Origin of the sequence: Cellulosimicrobium funkei (assembly GCF_001019615.1) — a bacterium.
In the GTDB taxonomy this organism is placed as follows: Bacteria; Actinomycetota; Actinomycetes; order Actinomycetales; family Cellulomonadaceae; genus Cellulosimicrobium; species Cellulosimicrobium cellulans_E.
Window position 1 is genome coordinate 1 of record NZ_JNBQ01000007.1, and the last position, 19,610, is coordinate 19,610.

Here is a 19,610-nt window from a genome sequence, read left to right on the forward strand (position 1 = left end):
CACTGCTGCGACGTGCGCCGATGGCTGAGCGGTGGGGGTGGGCTCGGATGCGAAGGGGCGTCAGAGCGGCGCTCCTAGAACCCACGGCCGAGGGACCCGGGTGACGGCGCCGCAGCCCCGAGCACCGAGGCCACCCGCGCCGCGGACCCGACCCCGCGGGCTTGAAACCCGACCGCGTCCACCTTGTCGAACCACGGTTCTACCCCGTGCGACCACAGTTCTACCTCCCGCGCCCACGGTTCTACCCGTGCGGCGGGGGCTCTCTCGTCGGCGGCACGGTCTGGTCACACCCGCGTGGTGGGAGGGCCGGCGGCGCGGTGGGCACGGCGTCGGTCCCCACTAGAATGGCGACCATGTCCACCATCTCCCGTGACGAGGTCGCGCGCGTCGCCGCGCTGGCCCGCATCGATCTGCGACCCGAGGAGCTGGACCGGCTCTCCGGCGAGCTCGACGTGATCGTCGACGCCATCGCCAAGGTCAGCGAGGTCGCGACGCCCGATGTCCCTGCGACGAGCCACCCGCTCCCGATGACCAACGTCTTCCGGGACGACATCCCCGAGCCGCCGCTGCCGGTCGAGGACGTGCTCGCCGCGGCGCCGTCGGCCGAGGACGGGCGCTTCGCCGTCCCGCAGATCCTCGGGGAGGAGTGAGATGAGCGAGGACCTGACCCGACTGTCCGCCGCGGAGCTGGCGGAGGGGCTGACCGCACGTGACTTCTCGAGCGTCGACGCGACCCAGGCGCACCTCGACCGGATCGTCGCCGTCGACGGCGCCGTGAACGCGTTCCTCCACGTGAATGCCGAGGAGGCGCTGGCGACCGCGCGCTCGGTCGACGAGCGACGCGTCGCGGGCGAGGAGCTGCACCCGCTGGCAGGTGTCCCGATCGCCGTCAAGGACGTCGTCGTGACCCGGGGCATGCCGACGACCGCCGGCTCCAAGATCCTCGAGGGCTGGATCCCGCCCTACGACGCCACGCTCGTCGAGAAGATCCGCGCCGCGGGGCTGCCGATCCTCGGCAAGACGAACATGGACGAGTTCGCGATGGGCTCGTCGACCGAGCACTCGGCGTTCGGCAACACGCGCAACCCGTGGGACCTCGACCGCATCCCGGGCGGGTCGGGTGGCGGTTCGGCCGCCGCGGTGGCCGCGTTCGAGGCGCCGCTCGCGATCGGTACGGACACGGGCGGCTCGATCCGCCAGCCCGGTGCCGTCACCGGCACCGTCGGCGTGAAGCCCACCTACGGCGGGGTCTCGCGCTACGGCCTCATCGCGATGGCGTCGTCGCTCGACCAGGCGGGTCCTGTCACCCGGACCGTGCTCGACTCCGCGTTGCTGCACGAGCTCATCGGGGGCTACGACCCGCGCGACTCGACGTCGATCCCCGGCCGCGCGCCGGCGCTCGTCGACGCGGCGGTCCAGGGCGCCACGGGCGACCTGTCGGGCGTGCGCGTCGGCGTCGTCAAGGAGCTCAACGGCGAGGGCTACCAGGAGGGCGTCAGCGCGCGGTTCGCGCAGTCGCTCGACCTCCTGCGCGGTCTGGGCGCGGAGATCGTCGAGGTCTCCTGCCCGCACTTCGAGTACGCGCTCGGCGCGTACTACCTCATCATGCCGTCGGAGGCGTCGAGCAACCTCGCGAAGTTCGACGGCATGCGCTTCGGCCTGCGCGTCGAGCCGGAGGAGGGCCCGGTGACCGCCGAGCGCGTCATGGCCGCGACCCGCGGCGCGGGCTTCGGCGACGAGGTGAAGCGCCGCATCATCCTCGGCACGTACGCGCTGTCGGCGGGCTACTACGACGCTTACTACGGGAGCGCGCAGAAGGTCCGCACGCTCATCCAGCGCGACTTCGCCGCGGCCTTCGAGCACGCGGACGTCCTCGTCTCCCCGACGGCGCCGACCACGGCGTTCCGGTTCGGCGAGAAGCTCGACGACCCGCTGGCGATGTACCTCAACGACGTCGCGACGATCCCCGCGAACCTCGCGGGCGTCCCCGGCATGTCGGTCCCGGCGGGCCTGTCGGACGACGGCCTGCCCGTCGGGTTCCAGATCCTCGCGCCGGCCAAGGCCGACGATCGCATGTACCGGGTGGGCGCCGCGCTCGAGTCCGCGCTCCTGAGCGCGTGGGGCGGCCCTCTGCTCGACCGCGCGCCGGCGCTGCCCACGGCCACCATCGAGAAGGAAGGCCAGGTCGGATGACCGCCACGACCGTCGACCTCGTCGACTACGCCGACGCCATGCGCCGCTACGACCCCGTCATCGGGATCGAGGTGCACGTCGAGCTCGGCACGCTGACCAAGATGTTCTGCCCCGCCGAGGTGAGCTTCGGCGCGGAGCCCAACACCCAGGTGACCCCGGTGTCCCTCGGGCTCCCGGGCGCGCTGCCGGTCGTCAACGGCAAGGCCGTCGAGTACGCGATCCGCATCGGCCTCGCGCTCAACTGCCAGATCGCCGAGACCTGCCGGTTCGCGCGCAAGAACTACTTCTACCCGGACGTCCCGAAGAACTTCCAGACGTCGCAGTACGACGAGCCCATCGCGTACGACGGGTGGCTCGACGTCGAGCTCGAGGACGGCACCGTGTTCCGCGTCGAGATCGAGCGCGCGCACATGGAGGAGGACGCCGGCAAGAACACCCACGTGGGTGGCGCGACCGGCCGCATCCACGGCGCGGAGTACTCGCTCGTCGACTACAACCGGGCCGGCATCCCGCTGGTGGAGATCGTCACGCGGCCGATCACGGGCGCGGGCGACCGCGCCCCCGAGGTCGCGCGTGCCTACGTCCAGACGCTGCGTGACATCTTCCGTGCGCTCGACGTGTCCGAGGCCCGCATGGAGCGCGGCAACGTCCGCGCCGACGTGAACCTCTCCCTGCGTCCGACGCCCGAGTCGCCGCTCGGCACCCGGACGGAGACGAAGAACGTCAACTCCTTCCGCTCCGTCGAGCGGGCCGTCCGGTACGAGGTCTCGCGCCAGGCCGCCGTGCTCGACGCGGGCGGCACCGTGATCCAGGAGACGCGGCACTGGCACGAGGACACCGGCATCACGACCTCCGGGCGCGTGAAGTCCGACGCCGAGGACTACCGGTACTTCCCGGAGCCGGACCTCGTGCCGATCGCGCCGCCGCGCGAGTGGATCGAGGAGATCCGTGCCGGGCTCCCGGAGCTCCCGGTCGCGCGCCGCCGTCGCCTTCAGGGCGAGTGGGGCTACGCGGACGCGGAGATGCGCGACGTCGTCAACGCGGGCGCGATCGACCTCATCGAGGCGACCGTCGCCGCAGGGACGAGCCCGGCCGGCGCGCGCAAGTGGTGGATGGGCGAGCTCGCCCGTCGCGCGAAGCAGGACGAGGTCGCGCTCGAGGAGCTGCCCGTGACGCCCGCCCAGGTCGCGGCGCTCCAGGGGCTGGTCGACGCGGGCCGGATCAACGACAAGCTCGCGCGCCAGGTCCTCGACGGCGTGCTCGCCGGCGAGGGGGACCCGGAGGCGGTCGTGACCGCCCGGGGGCTCGAGGTCGTGTCCGACGACGGCGCGCTGCTCGCCGCGATCGACGAGGCGCTGGCCGCGCAGCCGGACGTCGTCGAGAAGGTCCGGGGCGGCAACCTCGGTCCGGTCGGCGCGATCATCGGCGCCGTCATGAAGGCGACGCGCGGTCAGGCGGACGCCGGTCGGGTGCGCGAGCTCATCCTCGAGCGGATCGGCTGACGCCGTGACGCGCGGACCGGTCCTGCTCGGGGAGATGGTGCGCCTGCGCCCGATCGAGGCGCGGGACGCCGACCGCATGTGGGAGTCGCTCCAGGACCCGGAGTCGAACCGGCTCACGGGGACGACCGCGACGTTCACGCGCGACCAGATCGACGAGTGGTCGGCGAAGATCAGCGACCGCGAGGGTCGTTACGACTGGGCGATCACCGCGGGCGCCGTGCGCGACGGCCAGCTGGTGAGCGACGAGATGATCGGCGAGATCGTGCTCAACGACCTCGACGAGGACGCCCGTTCGGCGAACCTCCGCCTCGCGCTGCTCCCGAACTATCGGGGCCGCGGCTACGGTCGTGAGGCGATCTTCGAGGTGCTGCGGTTCGCGTTCGAGGGCGCGACCGACGTCGAGGGGGAGCACCACGAGGGGCCGCACCTGCACCGCGTGAGCCTCGACGTGCTGAGCATCAACCCGCGGGCGCGGATGCTCTACGAGTCCCTCGGCTTCCGTGAGGAGGGCCGGCTGCGCGACGTCTACCGCGACGGCGACGGGTGGGCGGACGCGACGGTCATGAGCATCCTCGAGGACGAGTTCAGGGCGGGCCTCGGCGCACCCTGAGCCGTCGGACGACGCTTTCGCGCGCACGGACGAGACGGGAGGGCCCGGCAGCATCGGCTGCCGGGCCCTTCGCCGTCCCCGAGGCGTGCGGTTCTCGCGGGCGTGCGGTCCTTGCGGCGTGCTGCGGGAGCGCCCGGGTCCCGTGGCGCTCGGGCTCGTGACGTGCGGTGGTGCCCGCAGCGGGAGACCGTGGTTGACATGACCGAGCGATCCGACGTACATTCATAAGACGGAAACAAACTTCCGAGATGTGGAATCCAGGTCCGGGCGGTGTCGCACACGCCGACCGGGCCGGACGTCGAGAGGGACACGCGGCGATGACGCTGGACGAGTTCAACCGGTTGTCACCGGAGGAGGCGCGCGATGCGCTCCTGGCGTGCGCGCACGTCGGGCGGTGGGCCGACGCGGTCGCCGCCGGCCGCCCGTACGCGAGCGTCGAGGACGCGGCCGACGCCGCCCTCGCCGCGGCGGACCCCTGGACGGACGCCGAGGTCGACTCGGCGCTGTCCCGGCACCCCCGGATCGGGGAGCGCGCACAGGGCGACGCGGCGGACGCGAGCATGTCGCGGTCCGAGCAGTCCGGCGTCGACACGTCCGACGACGACATCCAGCGCCGGCTGACCGAGGGCAACCGCGCGTACGAGGAGCGGTTCGGGCACGTGTTCCTCATCCGCGCCGCCGGCCGCAGCGCCGAGGAGATCCTCGAGCAGCTCACCGAGCGGCTCGGCAACGACGCCGACTCCGAGCGGGCGAACGCCGCCCGCAACCTGCGCGAGATCGCCGCGCTGCGGCTGAAGGGAATGCTGACCCCATGAGCACCCACGCCAGCCACATCACCACGCACGTACTCGACGCGGCCAGCGGTAGGCCCGCCGAGGGGATCGCCGTCCGCCTGGAGGCGGCTCCGGAGATCGCGGACAGGACGACGGGGCAGGGCTGGTCCCTGGTGGCGTCCTCCCGCACGAACGACGACGGCCGCGTGCCCCAGCTCGGGCCCGAGACCCTCGTCCCCGGTACGTACCGGCTCGTGTTCGACACGGCCGAGTACTTCGACCGGCGAGACACCGTGTCCTTCTACCCGGAGGTCGTCATCGTCTTCCGGGTGGCGAGCGCTGAGCAGCACTACCACGTCCCCGTCCTGCTCAGCCCGTTCGCCTACTCGACCTATCGAGGGAGCTGACATGAGCACCACCACGACCGCCGAGCAGCCGGCGGCCACGCAGAGCAGCGGGGCCATCGTCCTGGGCGACAACCAGTGGGGCAAGGCGGAGGTGCGCCTCGTGCGCGTCGACCGCGCCACGCCTCGCCACGAGATCACGGATCTCAACGTCTCCTCGCAGCTGCGGGGCGGGCAGGAGGCCACGCACCTGGAGGGCGACAACTCCAGGTGCGTCGCCACCGACACCCAGAAGAACACGATCTACGCGTTCGCCCGCGACGGCGTCGGCGCGATCGAGGACTTCGCGATCCGCCTCGGCCAGCACTTCGTCGAGGACTTCGAGTGGATCGAGGGTGGTCGCTGGGAGATCGAGCAGTACACCTGGAACCGCATCGAGACCGCGGACGGCGAGCACGACCACGCGTTCGTCCGGAACAACCAGGAGACGCGCACGACGGTCGTCCAGCGCGACGGCGACGAGGTCTTCGTCGTCTCGGGCCTCACGGACCTCGTCGTGCTCAAGTCGACGGGCTCGGAGTTCCACGGGTTCCCGCGCGACCGCTACACGACGCTCGTGGAGACGAACGACCGCATCCTCGCGACGTCGGTCACCTCGCGGTGGCGCTACACGACGACGGACGTCGACTTCGACGCCGTGTACGCGAAGGTCCGCGCGATCCAGCTCGAGGCGTTCGCGACGACCCACTCGCTCGCGCTCCAGCAGACGCTGTTCGCGATGGGCAAGGCGGTCCTCGAGGCCATCCCGGAGATCGCCGAGATCAAGTTCTCGATGCCGAACAAGCACCACTTCCTCGTGGACCTCGCGCCGTTCGGCCTCGACAACCCGAACGAGGTCTTCTACGCGGCAGACCGCCCGTACGGCCTCATCGAGGCCACGGTCCAGCGCGAGGGCGAGCCGGCCGAGCCGCGCGCCTGGGCGACCGTCACCGGGTTCTGCTGAGCCGACCGTGACGGACGGACGCGCCCTGCCCGACCGCGGAGCACCCGCGGTACGGCAGGGCGCGCCCGCACCGTCGCACCCCGGCGCCGCCTCAGGGCGCGGCGGTGATGAGCTCGCGCGTGAGCTCGCTCGCGACGCGGTGCAGCACCGGCACGGCCCGCTCCCCGAACTCGTACGTCACGCGGGCCGCGGGGCCCGAGACGGACAGGGCGGTGGGGGTCGGGGCGTCGGGCACCGCGACGGCGAAGCAGCGCACGCCGAGCTCCTGCTCGCCGTCGTCGATCGCGTACCCGCGCTCGCGCGTCGCCGCGAGCTCGGCGAGGAGCGCGTCGACGTCGGTGATCGACTGGTCGGTCGCGGGCGGCATGCCGACCCGGCCCATGATCTCCCGCACGGTCTGGTCGGGGAGCTGGGCGAGCACGGCCTTGCCGACGCCCGTGCAGTGGGTGAAGACGCGCCGGCCCACCTCGGTGAACATCCGCATGGAGTGGCTCGACGACGCCTGGGCGACGTAGACCGCCATGTCGCGGTCGATCATCGCGAGGTTCGCCGACTCGCCGAGGTCGCGGGCGAGCTGCTCGAGGTAGGGGCGGGCGCCGGCGCCGAGCTGGCGGCCCGCCGACTCGCCGAGCCGGATGAGGCGCGGGCCGAGCGTGTAGCGACGCGACGGCGTCTGGCGCACGTAGCCCTGGGCGAGCAGCGTCCGGAGCAGCCGGTGGATCGTCGGCAGGGGCAGCCCGGCGTGCTGCGCGAGCTCGCTGAGCCCGGACTCGCCGCCGAAGTCGGCGAGCAGCTCGAGCAGCTCGATCGCCCGGTCCACGGACTGCACGCCCCCGGCGGGCTTCGCGGGCCGTGCGCCCGGCTGGCTCTCCGTCGGCTCCGTCGCCGCCGAGATCTCGGCCATCTCACGATCTCCTGTCCACCTGGTGCCGCCCGACGCAGGGTGCGTACCTCGTCAGAGCAGTGCGGGACCGTCCCGCGCTCCCTTCCGCATCACGGAAGACACGCCTCAGCATACGAGAAGAAGGAACGAACATGACGTCCGAGACGAAGGCCCCGGAGACGCAGGCCCCGACGGCGAAGGCCGCCGCGACCAGCCCGAGCTACTCCATCACGCTGCGGGTCGAGGCCCCGAGCGGGCACCGCACCGCGAGCGACCTCGTCGCCGCGGTGAGCGCGACCGGCGCCGCGATCACGGGTGTCGACGTGTCGGAGTCGGGCGCGGACCGCCTCGTCGTCGACGTCACGGCGGACACCGTCGACGCCGCGCACGTGGAGCGCATCCGCGACGCGCTGAGCGCGCTCGACGGCATCACCGTGCGCCACGTGAGCGACGCGACGTTCCTCATGCACCTGGGCGGCAAGCTCGAGGTCAACCCCAAGGTGCCGCTGCGCCACCGCGCCGACCTCGCCCGCGCCTACACGCCCGGCGTGGCGCGCGTGTGCCTCGCCATCGCCGAGCGCCCCGAGGACGCACGCCGGCTGACGGTCAAGCGCAACACCGTCGCGGTCGTGACCGACGGGACCGCCGTCCTCGGCCTGGGCGACATCGGCCCGGCCGCCGCGCTCCCCGTCATGGAGGGCAAGGCCGCGCTGTTCAAGCAGTTCGCGGGCGTCGACGCCTGGCCCGTGTGCCTCGACACGACCGACACCGAGGAGATCATCCGCACGGTCAAGGCGATCGCCCCCGTGTACGGCGGGATCAACCTCGAGGACATCTCGGCGCCGCGCTGCTTCGAGATCGAGCGCCGGCTGCGCGAGGAGCTCGACATCCCCGTGTTCCACGACGACCAGCACGGCACGGCGATCGTCGTCCTCGCGGCGCTGACCAACGCGCTGCGGGTGGTCGGCAAGACGATCGAGGACGTGCGCATCGTCGTCTCCGGCGTGGGCGCGGCGGGCAACGCGATCATCTCGCTGCTTCAGGGGCAGGGTGCGCGGCACATCGTCGCGTTCGACCGCCACGGCGCGATCCACCCGGGCGCGAACCTCACGGACGACCACCGCCGTCGCCTCGCCGAGACGACCAACGCCGAGGGCTTCACCGGCACGCTCCGCGAGGGTCTCGCCGGGGCCGACGTGTTCATCGGCGTCTCCGGCCCGAACATCCTCACGGGTGACGACGTCGCGACGATGGCCGACGACGCGATCGTCTTCGCGCTCGCGAACCCGACGCCCGAGGTCGACCCCATCGCCGCGGCGCAGCACGCGACCGTCGTCGCGACGGGCCGCAGCGACTACCCGAACCAGATCAACAACGTGCTCGCCTTCCCGGGGCTATTCCGCGGCCTGCTCGACGTCGGCGCGAGCGAGATCACCGACGAGATGCTGCGCGCTGCGGCCGTCGCGATCGCGGACGCCGTCGCGCCCGAGGAGCTCAGCGCGAGCTACATCGTGCCGAGCGTGTTCGAGCCCGCGGTCTCCAAGGCCGTCGCGCGCGCCGTCGCCGAGGTCGCGGAGCGCGGCCGGGCGGAGCAGGCTCAGGGGAGCACCACGTCGGGCCACCACGTCGGGTCGGCGTCCCGGTCCTGACGCACCGTCGTCAGCCCGGCCGCCCCGCAGAAAGGACACACCATGACCACCACCACGGCCGTCGCCGTCCACGGACCTGCCGTCGAGCGGTCCGACGAGATCCTGACCCCGGACGCGCTCGACTTCGTCGCGGGGCTCCAGCGCCGGTTCGGCGGACGCCGCGACGAGCTCCTCGCCGCTCGCGCCGCGCGGCGCGAGGAGGTCGCCCGCACCGGTCGTCTCGACTTCCTGCCCGAGACCGCCGACGTGCGCGCGGGGGAGTGGACGGTCGCCGGCGCGCCCGCCGACCTCCGGGACCGCCGCGTCGAGATCACCGGGCCTCCGACGCCGAAGATGGCGATCAACGCGCTCAACTCGGGCGCGAAGGTGTGGCTCGCGGACCTCGAGGACGCGTCGACGCCGCACTGGGCCAACGTCGTCGGGGGCCAGGTCGCCCTGCACGACGCCACGCGCCGCACGCTCGCGTTCACCTCGCCGGAGGGCAAGCAGTACGCGCTGCGCCCCGAGGCCGACGGCGACGCGCTCGCCGTCATGGTCGTGCGACCGCGCGGGTGGCACTTCGACGAGGTGCACCTGACGGTGGACGGGACGCCCGCCGTCGGCGCTCTCGTCGACTTCGGCCTGCACTTCTTCCACAACGCCGCGGAGCTCCTCGCGCGCGGCTCGGGCCCGTACTACTACCTGCCGAAGATGGAGTCGCACCTCGAGGCGCGCCTGTGGGACGAGGTCTTCACGCACGCGCAGGAGGCGCTCGGGATCCCGCACGGGACGATCCGCGCGACGGTGCTCATCGAGACCATCCCGGCCGCGTTCGAGATGGACGAGATCCTCTACGAGCTCCGCGACCACGCGTCGGGGCTCAACGCGGGCCGCTGGGACTACCTGTTCTCCGTCATCAAGTACTTCCGCGACTCGGGCCCGTCGTTCACGCTGCCCGACCGCGGCGCGATCACCATGACCGCGCCCTTCATGCGCGCGTACACCGAGCTGCTCGTCCAGACGTGCCACAAGCGTGGGGCGTTCGCGATGGGCGGCATGGCCGCGGTCATCCCGAACCGTCGCGAGCCCGAGGTCACGGCCCAGGCGTTCGACAAGGTGCGCGCCGACAAGCAGCGCGAGGCCGGGGACGGGTTCGACGGCTCGTGGGTCGCGCACCCGGACCTCGTGCCCGTGTGCCGCGAGGTGTTCGACGGCGTGCTCGGCGACCGGCCCAACCAGCTCGACCGACAGCGCCCCGAGGTCCACGTCACGGCCGACCAGCTCCTCGACGTGTCGTCGGCGCAGGGCGACGTCACCGAGGCCGGGCTGCGCAACAACCTCTACGTGTCCGTCGCGTACGTCGCGGCGTGGCTCGCGGGCAACGGCGCGGTCGCGATCCACAACCTCATGGAGGACGCCGCGACCGCGGAGATCTCGCGGTCGCAGGTGTGGCAGTGGGTGCGCTCGGGCGCGTCGTTCACGGCGGGCGAGAGCGCGGGCACGACGGTCACCGCGGACCTGGTCCGCACGCTCCTGCGCGAGGAGACCGCGCGGCTGCGCGACGACGTCGGGCACGAGGCGTACGACGTCGGTCCCTACGACCGGGCCGCCGCGCTCGTCGAGGACATCGCGCTCAACGAGCACTACGTCGACTTCCTCACGCTCCCGGCGTACGAGGACGTCGTCGCGCACGAGCAGGACGCCTCCTGATGCCGGCGGGGTTCCCGGAGGGGTCGGGCTCGACATCGGGGCGGGCCTTCAGCGAGCAGGGCGTCGCCGCGCTGCACGCGACGCTCGACGGTCTGCTCGCGCCGTGGGACGCGGAGCTCGAGGCGCGGTACCCGGGCGACGACGGCTCGCGCCAGCCTGTGCACACCGTCTACGTGCCCGGTGACCGGTACACCGCGGGCCTCGTGCCCGAGTGGGCGGCCCGGGCGCGCGAGGCGGTCGACGCGGCGGGCGGCGGTGCCGAGGGGGTACGTCGGCTCGTCGACCTGCTCGGGATCGGTGCGGGATCCGGGGACGGCCTCGCCGACGCCGTGGCCGAGCGCGTGCGCGCCAAGCTCGCCGTCGAGGCGATCGAGGACCTGCGGATCGACTTCGAGGACGGGTTCGGCGACCGCGGCGACGCGGCCGAGGACGCCGCGGTCGCGGCGGCCGCGCGCGAGCTCGCTCGCGCCGAGGCGCAGGGCACGGCGACGCCGTTCAGCGGGATCCGGATCAAGTGCCTCGAGGCCGCGACGCGCCGGCGCGGCGTGCGCACGCTCGCGCTGTTCGTCGCGGAGCTCGTCGCGGCCCGCGCCGCCCAGGGCCAGACGGGCCTGCCCGACGGCTTCGTCGTCACGCTCGCCAAAGTCACCGCGCCGCAGCAGGTCGAGGCGATGGCGGTCGCGTGCGAGCGCGTCGAGCAGGCGAACGGCCTGGAGCCGGGCAGCCTGCGGTTCGAGGTGCAGGTCGAGACGCCGCAGGCGCTGCTCGCGGCGGACGGCACGGCGACCGTGGCGCGGCTCGTGCACGCGGCGCCCGGGCGGGTCACCGCGCTGCACTACGGCACGTACGACTACTCGGCGTCGCTCGGCATCGCGGCGGCGTACCAGTCGATGGAGCACCCCGCGGCCGACCACGCGAAGTCGGTCATGCAGCTCGCCGTCGCGGGCACGGGCGTGCGCCTGTCGGACGGCTCGACGAACGTGCTCCCCGTCGGCGACCCGCAGGCCGTCGACGCGGCGTGGCGCCTGCACGGGCGGCTCGTGCGCCGCTCGCTCGAGCGCGGCTACTACCAGGGCTGGGACCTGCACCCCGCGCAGCTCCCGAGCCGGTTCGCGGCGACGTACGCGTTCTACCGCGAGGGCGCGGCGTCGGCGCTCGCGCGCCTCGCGGCGTACGTCGGGTTCGTGCCCGACGCCGGTGGCGTGCTCGACGAGCCCGCCACGGCCAAGGCGATGGCCTGGTTCCTCGGGCGCGGCGTCGACTGCGGCGCGCTCACCGAGGCCGAGGTCCGCGCCGCGACCGGTCTCGACCGCGCCGGGCTCGACGCCGTCCGCGTCTCGGGGCACGCCCCGCAGCCCGTCGCGGGCTGACCGACGCCCTCCGCACCGTCCCGTCCACCCCGCCCCGTCCAGCCCGCCGCGACCGACCGTCGTCGGCCCGGGCCATCATCTCGAGGAGTGAACCCATGACCCAGACCACCCCCTACTACACCCCGCAGGGTGGCCTGCCCGCGCAGACCGAGCTGCTCACCGACCGCGCGATCGTCACCGAGGCCTACACGGTGATCCCGCGCGGCGTGCTGCGCGACATCGTCACGAGCAACCTGCCGGGCTGGGAGAAGACCCGGCTGTGGGTGCTCGCCCGGCCGATCGAGGGTTTCGCGACGACGTTCGCGCAGTACGTCATGGAGGTCTCGCCCGGCGGCGGGTCGGACCAGGGCGAGGACGAGGAGACGGTGCAGTCCGTCGTCTTCGTCACCGAGGGCACGCTCGTGCTCACGCTCGCCGGGGTCGAGCACGTGCTCGAGCCGGGCGGGTACGCGTACCTGGCGGCGGGGGAGCGGTGGGCGCTGCACAACCGGTCGGACGCCAAGGCCGCGTTCCAGTGGATCCGCAAGGTGTACGAGCCGATCCCGGGACACACCGCGACGTCGTTCGTCACGCGGGAGCAGGACGTCGAGCCGCGCGCGATGCCGGACACCGACGGCGTCTGGGTGACCACGCGGTTCGTCGACCCCGACGACCTCGCGCACGACATGCACGTCAACATCGTGACGTTCCAGCCCGGCGGGTCCATCCCGTTCGCGGAGACGCACATCATGGAGCACGGCCTCTACGTGCTCGAGGGCAAGGCGGTCTACCGCCTCAACGGCGACTGGGTCGAGGTCCAGGAGGGCGACTTCATGTGGCTCCGGGCGTTCTGCCCGCAGGCCTGCTACGCGGGCGGCCCCAAGCCGTTCCGCTACCTGCTCTACAAGGACGTGAACCGGCAGGTCAAGCTCGACCGCCGCCGCTGACGCGACACTCGACGAGGGCATGACGAGGGCCCGGTTCCGCACGCGGAACCGGGCCCTTTGCTCTTGCTTCGCACATTTCACCCGGCGCGGCGCGAAGATCATCCGGCCCGGAACGGCTCCCGGCTCGTCAACGGTGCCACAGTGAGTGCACGGCAACGGATCACGTGAACCAATGGAGTGTTCATGGCACCGCGCTACAACTCCCCGCCCAACTGGCCGCCGCCCCCCGCAGGGTGGTCACCGCCCCCAGGCTGGTCGCCTGATCCCTCATGGGGTCCAGCGCCGCAGGGGTGGCCGTTCTGGGTCGACGACTCCGAGTCCGGCTCTCCCGATCACCGGGGGGTGCTTCCGGCGGCCGACGTGGGTGAGGAGAGCGCCGGCGCGGAGAAGTCGAGGTCCTGGTTTGCTCGGCACAAGCTCCTGACGGGAGCAGGCGTTCTGGTGCTGCTCGTCGTCGCCATCGCGGCTTTGGTGGGCGGGAACGACGACGCCGGCCAGGAGCCCGTCGCTGCCACGACGACGGAAGCTGCCGATTCGGACGAGAAGTCGGCCGAGGAGATCGCTGCGGAGGAGCAGGCAGAGGCTGACCGCCTCGCCGAGGAAGAGGCCGCTGCGGCGGCGGCGGCCGAGGAGGAGCGGCTGGCGGAGGAGCAGCGACTCGCCGAAGACGCAGCAGCTGCCGAGGCGGCTGCAGCGGAAGCAGCGAGGATCGGGTCGGTCGCGCAGCAGAACGCTTACCGGTCGGCCGTGAGCTACCTCGAGTACACGGGGTTCTCGCGTTCGGGCCTTATCGGGCAGCTCGAGTTCGAGGGGTACAGCACCGCCGACGCCGAGTTCGCCATCGCTCGACTCGAGGCCGAAGGCGGCGTGGACTGGAACGCGGAGGCAGCCGAGAGCGCGGCGAGCTACCTGGACTACACGGCGTTCTCGCGAGCCGGCCTCGTCGACCAGCTCCTCTATGAGGGGTTCACACCGGAACAAGCGGAGTACGGAGTGAGCACCACGGGACTGTGAGTCAGGTCCGGTCCCGACCGGTCGCCGTCATCGCGTCGCCGAGGGCCCGTCTGCGCGTCGACTCTGCACGTCGAGAAACGTCCCGGTAGCGACGAGCTTTGCGCCTTCGTAGAGCCTCACGTTCTGCGCCTCCATGAAGGCTGCGCCCGCCCACTCCTCGAAGAGCACCGTGATCTGAACCTCGACGTTCTGACCGAGTGGCAGCTCGGCTCGCCCATCGGCACTCTCGACGATGCACGACGTCTGAAAGTCGCCGAGCTCGATCTGAGAGCGCACGCCCGAGACGGGAGTTGTCTCGCGACCGCCTTCGTGCGCCGTGAGAAAGCGGATCCGAGCATCGCGTGGGCCAAAGGCCATCGTCGCATCCCTCGTCGATCGGTCGGCAGTGTCGGCGCCTGAAGTCCGGGAGCGGCGTCAGCCTCGCACACCTCGTACGGCCCCTGCTGACGGCTCCCGTGGAGCGTCGGACCTGGGAAGAGGCGCGAACCGTGGACGCTTTCCCGCACCGAGGCTGCAGAGACGGTTGACGCTCCGCGACGAGCATGCCTACACTTCCATACAGCAGAAGAAAAGTTCCGCAGAATGGAATCGCAAGGTCGCGAGACGCGGACGGACCCAGGGAGACGACGATGAGCCCCGCACCGACTTACACCGTCAACTGCTCGATCCTGCTCACGGACCTGCCGCTGCTCGAGCGGCCGGCCGCCGCGGCGGCCGCGGGCTTCCGCGGTGTCGAGTTCTGGTGGCCGTTCGCGTCGCCCACGCCGGCGCAGGACGAGGTCGACGCGTTCGTCGGTGCGATCGAGGCGTCGGGCGTCCAGCTCACGGGCCTCAACTTCGACGCCGGCAACATGCCCGGCGGAGACCGCGGCCTCGTGTCGTGGCCCGCACGCTCGGCCGACCTGCGGGCGAACCTGGACGTCGTCACCACGATCGGCGAGCGCACCGGCTGCCGCGCGTTCAACGCCCTCTACGGCAACCGCCAGGAGGGCGAGACGCCCGAGGCGCAGGACGCGCTGGGGGCCGAGAACCTCGCGCTCGCCGCCCGGGCCGTCGGGCGCATCGGGGGCACGGTGCTCGTCGAGCCCGTGAGCGGCGCCCCGGCCTACCCGCTCAAGACCGCCGCCGACGCCGTGCGCGTCATCGACCGGGTCGCGGCCGACCACGGCGAGACGAACCTGGGTCTCCTGTTCGACGTCTACCACCTGTCCGTCAACGGCGACGACGTCGACGCGGCGCTCTCGACCTACCGCGGGCGCATCGCCCACGTGCAGATCGCCGACGCCCCCGGGCGCGGCGAGCCCGGCACGGGCGACCTGCCGATCGACCGCTGGACCAAGGAGCTGCGGACCGGCGGCTACGACGGCTGGATCGGCCTCGAGTACAAGACGGAGGCCGCCGACCCGTTCGCGTGGCTCCCGGCTGCCGAGCGCTGACCTTCCGCGGTCGTCCGCCCCCGACACAGACCCCCGACCCGAACCACCCAGAGGAGCACACCATGGCCTCCATCGCCTTCATCGGACTCGGCATCATGGGCAGCCCCATGGCCGTCCACCTGCAGGACGCCGGGCACGACGTCGCGGGCTACAACCGCAGCCCCGAGAAGACCGCGCCGCTCGTCGCGGCCGGCGGTCGCGCGGCGGAGTCGGTCGCCGACGCCGTCTCCGGCGCCGACGTCGTCGCGATCATGGTCCCCGACTCGCCCGACGTCGAGGCCGTTCTCACCGGCGACGACGGCGTCCTCGCGAACGCCAAGCCCGGCGCGCTCGTCATCGACTTCTCGTCGATCCGTCCCGACGTCACGGTCGCGCTCGCGCGGCAGGCGACGGACGCGGGACTGCGCATCGTCGACGCCCCCGTCTCGGGCGGTGAGCCCGGCGCGATCAACGCCGCGCTGTCGATCATGGTCGGCGGCATGCCCGAGGACTTCGAGGCGGCCAAGCCGTTCCTCGACGTCGTCGGCAAGACGGTCGTGCACGTGGGCCCGAACGGCTCCGGCCAGACGGTCAAGGCCGCGAACCAGCTCATCGTCGCCGCGAACATCCAGGCGCTCGCCGAGGCGGTCGTCTTCCTCGAGGCATACGGCGTCGACACCGAGGCCGCGATCGAGGTCCTCGGCGGCGGCCTCGCGGGCTCGGCCGTGCTGAACCAGAAGGCGCGCAAGATGCTCGACCGCGACTTCGGCCCCGGCTTCCGGATCGAGCTCCACCACAAGGACCTCGGCATCGTCACCGCCGCGGCCCGCGAGGCGGGCGTCGTCGCGCCGCTCGGCGGCCTCGTCGCCCAGCTCATGGCCTCCGCCCGCGCGAACGGCGACGGCGGCCTCGACCACTCCGGCCTGTTCCGCGGCGTCGAGCGCCTGTCCGGCCGCGACGCCTCCTGACCTTCCCCTGACGACGACGTCACCTCCAGCAAGGAGAGAAACCATGCCTCGTATGCGTGCGGTGGACGCCGCAGTGGCGATCCTCGAGATCGAGGGCGCGACCCAGGCGTTCGGCCTGCCCGGCGCCGCCATCAACCCCTTCTACTCCGCGATGCGCGCGCACGGCGGCATCGACCACGTGCTCGCCCGCCACGTCGAGGGCGCGTCGCACATGGCCGACGGCTACTCCCGCGCGAAGCCGGGGAACATCGGCATCTGCATCGGCACGTCGGGCCCCGCGGGCACCGACATGATCACCGGCCTCTACGCCGCGTGGGCCGACTCGATCCCGATGCTCTGCATCACGGGCCAGGCGCCGGTCGCCAAGCTCGACAAGGAGGACTTCCAGGCCGTCGACATCGCGAGCATCGCCGCTCCGGTGACCAAGCTGGCCAAGACCGTCCTCGAGGCCGGGCAGGTGCCGCAGGTCTTCCAGCAGGCGTTCCACCTCATGCGCTCGGGCCGCCCGGGCCCGGTGCTCATCGACCTGCCGATCGACGTGCAGCTCGCGGAGATCGAGTTCGACCCGGCGACGTACCAGCCGCTGCCCGTGCACCGCCCGACGGCGACGCGCGCGCAGGCGGAGAAGGCGATCGACCTGCTGCTCGCGGCCGGGCGCCCCCTGCTGATCGCGGGCGGCGGCATCGTCAACGCGGGCGGCGAGGACCTGCTCGTCGAGCTCGCCGAGACGCTGGGTGTCCCCGTGATCCCGACGCTCATGGGCTGGGGCGTCATCCCTGACGACCACGCGCTCATGGCCGGCATGGCCGGGCTCCAGACGTCGCACCGCTACGGCAACGCGAACCTGCTCGCCTCGGACTTCGTGCTCGGGATCGGCAACCGCTGGGCCAACCGTCACACGGGCGGCCTCGACACGTACCGCGCGGGCCGCACCTTCGTCCACGTCGACATCGAGCCGACGCAGATCGGGCGCGTGTTCGCGCCCGACTACGGCATCGTCTCCGACGCGAGGGCCGCCCTCGAGCTGTTCGTCGAGGTCGCACGCGAGCGCCGCGACGCCGGGCAGGCGCGCGACTACTCCGGCTGGGCCGCCGAGTGCGCCGAGCGCAAGCGCACGCTCCAGCGCAAGACGCACTTCACCGAGATCCCCATCAAGCCGCAGCGCGTGTACGAGGAGATGAACAAGGCGTTCGGCCCCGAGACCCGCTACGTCACGACGATCGGGCTCTCGCAGATCGCCGGCGCGCAGTTCCTCCACGTGTACCAGCCGCGGCACTGGATCAACGCCGGCCAGGCGGGCCCGCTCGGCTGGACCGGGCCGGCGGCGCTCGGCGTCGCGAAGGCCGTGCCGGACGAGCCGGTCGTCGCGCTCTCGGGCGACTACGACTTCCAGTTCATGATCGAGGAGCTCGCCGTCGGCGCGCAGTTCAACCTGCCGTACGTGCACGTCGTCGTGAACAACTCCTACCTCGGCCTCATCCGGCAGTCGCAGCGCGCGTTCGACATGGACTACCACGTCCAGCTGTCGTTCGAGAACATCAACTCGCCCGAGGTGGGCGGCTACGGCGTCGACCACGTCAAGGTGGCCGAGGGCCTGGGCTGCAAGGCGATCCGCGTGACCGACCCCGACGAGCTCGGCGACGCGTTCGCCAAGGCGCAGGGCATGGCCGCCGAGTTCCGCGTGCCGGTCGTGGTCGAGGTCATCCTCGAGCGCGTGACGAACATCGCGATGGGCGTCGAGCTCACGGGGGTCAACGAGTTCGAGGACCTCGCGATCTCGGCCGACGACGCGCCGACCGCCGTCGCGCTGCTCGACTGAGCGTGCCGCACCGGAGGAGCAGACGACATGGAGGAGGACGCGATGAGCGCGGGTGAGGTGAGCGGTCGCGAGCACGAGTACGACCTCGTCGTGCGGGGCGAGCGCGTGCTCGTCGCGTCGGGCGAGCAGCCGCGCGAGGTCGGGGTCAGCGGGGGAGTGGTCCGGGCGATCGAGCCCCTGGGCGCGGGGCTCGACGGCGCACGCGTCGTCGAGCTGGAGCCGCACCAGGTGCTGGTCCCCGGCCTCGTGGACACGCACGTGCACGTCAACGAGCCCGGGCGCACCGAGTGGGAGGGGTTCGCGTCCGCGACGCGGGCCGCCGCCGCGGGCGGCGTGACGACGATCGTCGACATGCCGCTCAACTCGATCCCGCCGACGGTCGACGTCGAGGCGCTCGAGACCAAGCAGAAGGTCGCGCGCGACCAGGCGTTCGTCGACGTCGGGTTCTGGGGCGGCGCCGTGCCCGGCAACGCGGACGAGCTGCGGCCCCTGTGGGACGCGGGCGTGTTCGGCTTCAAGTGCTTCCTGCTGCACTCGGGCGTCGAGGAGTTCGGGTACCTCGAGCCCGACGAGCTCGAGGCCGACCTGCGCCTGCTGGCCGACTTCGACGGGCTCATGCTCGTGCACGCCGAGGACTCGCGCGCGATCGAGCGGGCGCCCACCCCGCACGGCGACCACTACGACACCTTCCTCGCGTCGCGCCCGCGCGGCGCGGAGAACGTCGCGATCGCCGCGGTGATCGAGGCGGCGCGCTGGACCGGGGCGCGCGCGCACGTGCTGCACCTGTCGAGCTCGGACGCGCTGCCGATGATCCGGAGCGCGAAGCGCGAGGGCGTGCGGCTCACGGTCGAGACGTGCCCGCACTACCTGGCGCTCGCGGCCGAGGAGATCCCGGACGGCGCGACGCAGTTCAAGTGCTGCCCGCCCATCCGGGAGATCGACAACCGCGAGCTGCTCTGGGAGGGGTTGCTCGACGGCACGATCGACTGCATCGTCTCCGACCACTCCCCGAGCACGCCCGACCTCAAGGACCTCGACACGGGGGACTTCGGGACGGCGTGGGGCGGCGTCTCGTCGCTCCAGCTCGGTCTCGCGATCGTGTGGACCGAGGCCCGGACGCGGGGCGTGCCGTTCGCGCGCGTCGTCGAGTGGATGTCGTCGCGCCCGGCCGGCATCGCGGGGCTCCAGCGCAAGGGCTCGATCGCGCTCGGGTTCGACGCCGACCTCGCGGTCGTCGAGCCGGACACGGCGTTCGTCGTCGACCCGAAGGCCCTGCACCACAAGAACCCCATCACGCCGTACGCCGACCGCGCGCTCTCGGGCGCCGTCGTCGCGACGTACCTGCGGGGCGAGGAGATCACGTTCGACCGCCCCACGGGCCGCCTCCTCGCGCGCGGCGAGGCGTGAGGGGCTGAAGACTCCCGTGCCCGACCGCGGGGGTCGGGCACGGGA

General features: G+C 72.4%; 18 protein-coding genes. 16 read left to right on the top strand and 2 right to left on the bottom strand.

Annotated features, from left to right (window positions below):
- Positions 1 to 353 precede the first annotated feature (353 nt).
- From gatC to pucL, 7 genes are all read left to right on the top strand, one after another.
- On the top strand, positions 354 to 650 hold the full coding sequence (gene gatC, locus FB00_RS08535) for an Asp-tRNA(Asn)/Glu-tRNA(Gln) amidotransferase subunit GatC (protein WP_047232578.1): 297 nt from the start codon (positions 354 to 356) through the stop codon (positions 648 to 650).
- 1 nt (position 651) lies between these two features.
- Positions 652 to 2,193 carry an Asp-tRNA(Asn)/Glu-tRNA(Gln) amidotransferase subunit GatA gene (gene gatA / locus FB00_RS08540; protein ID WP_047232503.1) on the top strand — a complete coding sequence of 514 codons (1,542 nt, stop codon included), beginning with the start codon at positions 652 to 654 and terminating at the stop codon, positions 2,191 to 2,193.
- Positions 2,190 to 3,695 (top strand): Asp-tRNA(Asn)/Glu-tRNA(Gln) amidotransferase subunit GatB, encoded by a 1,506-nt coding sequence (gatB, locus tag FB00_RS08545; RefSeq protein ID WP_047232504.1) that lies wholly within the window; start codon positions 2,190 to 2,192, stop codon positions 3,693 to 3,695. The genes gatA and gatB overlap by 4 nt, the downstream gene beginning before the upstream one ends.
- Before the next feature lie 4 nt (positions 3,696 to 3,699).
- Positions 3,700 to 4,305 carry a GNAT family N-acetyltransferase gene (locus FB00_RS08550; protein WP_082141147.1) on the top strand — a complete coding sequence of 202 codons (606 nt, stop codon included), beginning with the start codon at positions 3,700 to 3,702 and terminating at the stop codon, positions 4,303 to 4,305.
- Positions 4,306 to 4,622: 317 nt separating this feature from the next.
- Positions 4,623 to 5,120, top strand: a complete 498-nt coding sequence (uraD, locus tag FB00_RS08555; RefSeq protein WP_047232505.1) for a 2-oxo-4-hydroxy-4-carboxy-5-ureidoimidazoline decarboxylase — start codon at positions 4,623 to 4,625, stop codon at positions 5,118 to 5,120.
- The gene (uraH, locus tag FB00_RS08560) at positions 5,117 to 5,485 is read left to right on the top strand and encodes a hydroxyisourate hydrolase (RefSeq protein ID WP_047232506.1); all 369 of its coding nucleotides are present in this window, start codon (positions 5,117 to 5,119) and stop codon (positions 5,483 to 5,485) included. Before uraD ends, uraH begins: the two co-directional genes overlap by 4 nt.
- A 1-nt stretch (position 5,486) precedes the next feature.
- Entirely contained in the window at positions 5,487 to 6,425 is a 939-nt protein-coding gene (pucL, locus tag FB00_RS08565; RefSeq protein WP_047232507.1) for a factor-independent urate hydroxylase, read from the top strand.
- A 91-nt stretch (positions 6,426 to 6,516) separates the two neighbouring features.
- On the opposite strand, the gene FB00_RS08570 is transcribed toward pucL, so the two are convergent.
- Positions 6,517 to 7,329 (bottom strand): IclR family transcriptional regulator, encoded by an 813-nt coding sequence (locus tag FB00_RS08570; protein ID WP_047232508.1) that lies wholly within the window; start codon positions 7,327 to 7,329, stop codon positions 6,517 to 6,519.
- 131 nt (positions 7,330 to 7,460) lie between these two features.
- On the opposite strand from FB00_RS08570, the gene FB00_RS08575 reads away from it, so the two are divergent.
- The 5 genes from FB00_RS08575 to FB00_RS08595 all read left to right on the top strand — a co-directional run bounded on the left by FB00_RS08575 (position 7,461) and on the right by FB00_RS08595 (position 13,956).
- Positions 7,461 to 8,957, top strand: a complete 1,497-nt coding sequence (locus tag FB00_RS08575; protein ID WP_082141148.1) for an NAD-dependent malic enzyme — start codon at positions 7,461 to 7,463, stop codon at positions 8,955 to 8,957.
- A gap of 42 nt (positions 8,958 to 8,999) precedes the next feature.
- A complete protein-coding gene (gene aceB, locus FB00_RS08580) occupies positions 9,000 to 10,646 on the top strand; it encodes a malate synthase A (protein WP_047232509.1) in 1,647 nt (548 codons plus the stop codon).
- A complete protein-coding gene (locus FB00_RS08585) occupies positions 10,643 to 12,016 on the top strand; it encodes a DUF6986 family protein (protein ID WP_419865522.1) in 1,374 nt (457 codons plus the stop codon). The genes aceB and FB00_RS08585 overlap by 4 nt, the downstream gene beginning before the upstream one ends.
- A 95-nt stretch (positions 12,017 to 12,111) precedes the next feature.
- Entirely contained in the window at positions 12,112 to 12,942 is an 831-nt protein-coding gene (locus FB00_RS08590; protein WP_047232510.1) for a bifunctional allantoicase/(S)-ureidoglycine aminohydrolase, read from the top strand.
- 441 nt (positions 12,943 to 13,383) lie between these two features.
- Positions 13,384 to 13,956 carry an Ltp family lipoprotein gene (locus FB00_RS08595; protein WP_231581781.1) on the top strand — a complete coding sequence of 191 codons (573 nt, stop codon included), beginning with the start codon at positions 13,384 to 13,386 and terminating at the stop codon, positions 13,954 to 13,956.
- Between the two features lie 27 nt (positions 13,957 to 13,983).
- Here the strand turns inward: FB00_RS08595 and FB00_RS08600 are convergent, their stop codons facing one another.
- On the bottom strand, positions 13,984 to 14,232 hold the full coding sequence (locus tag FB00_RS08600; protein WP_156186344.1) for a hypothetical protein: 249 nt from the start codon (positions 14,230 to 14,232) through the stop codon (positions 13,984 to 13,986).
- Positions 14,233 to 14,585: 353 nt separating this feature from the next.
- Here FB00_RS08600 and FB00_RS08605 point away from each other — a divergent pair, with 353 nt between their 5' ends.
- The 4 genes from FB00_RS08605 (at position 14,586) to allB (ending at position 19,565) form a co-directional block, all read left to right on the top strand.
- Positions 14,586 to 15,392, top strand: a complete 807-nt coding sequence (locus FB00_RS08605) for a hydroxypyruvate isomerase family protein (protein ID WP_047232512.1) — start codon at positions 14,586 to 14,588, stop codon at positions 15,390 to 15,392.
- A 62-nt stretch (positions 15,393 to 15,454) separates the two neighbouring features.
- Positions 15,455 to 16,339: a 2-hydroxy-3-oxopropionate reductase gene (locus FB00_RS08610; protein WP_047232513.1), complete on the top strand. Its 885-nt coding sequence runs from the start codon at positions 15,455 to 15,457 to the stop codon at positions 16,337 to 16,339.
- Positions 16,340 to 16,382: 43 nt separating this feature from the next.
- Positions 16,383 to 18,158: a glyoxylate carboligase gene (gene gcl / locus FB00_RS08615; RefSeq protein WP_047232514.1), complete on the top strand. Its 1,776-nt coding sequence runs from the start codon at positions 16,383 to 16,385 to the stop codon at positions 18,156 to 18,158.
- 42 nt (positions 18,159 to 18,200) lie between these two features.
- Positions 18,201 to 19,565 (top strand): allantoinase AllB, encoded by a 1,365-nt coding sequence (allB, locus tag FB00_RS08620; RefSeq protein WP_047232583.1) that lies wholly within the window; start codon positions 18,201 to 18,203, stop codon positions 19,563 to 19,565.
- Positions 19,566 to 19,610 lie beyond the last annotated feature (45 nt).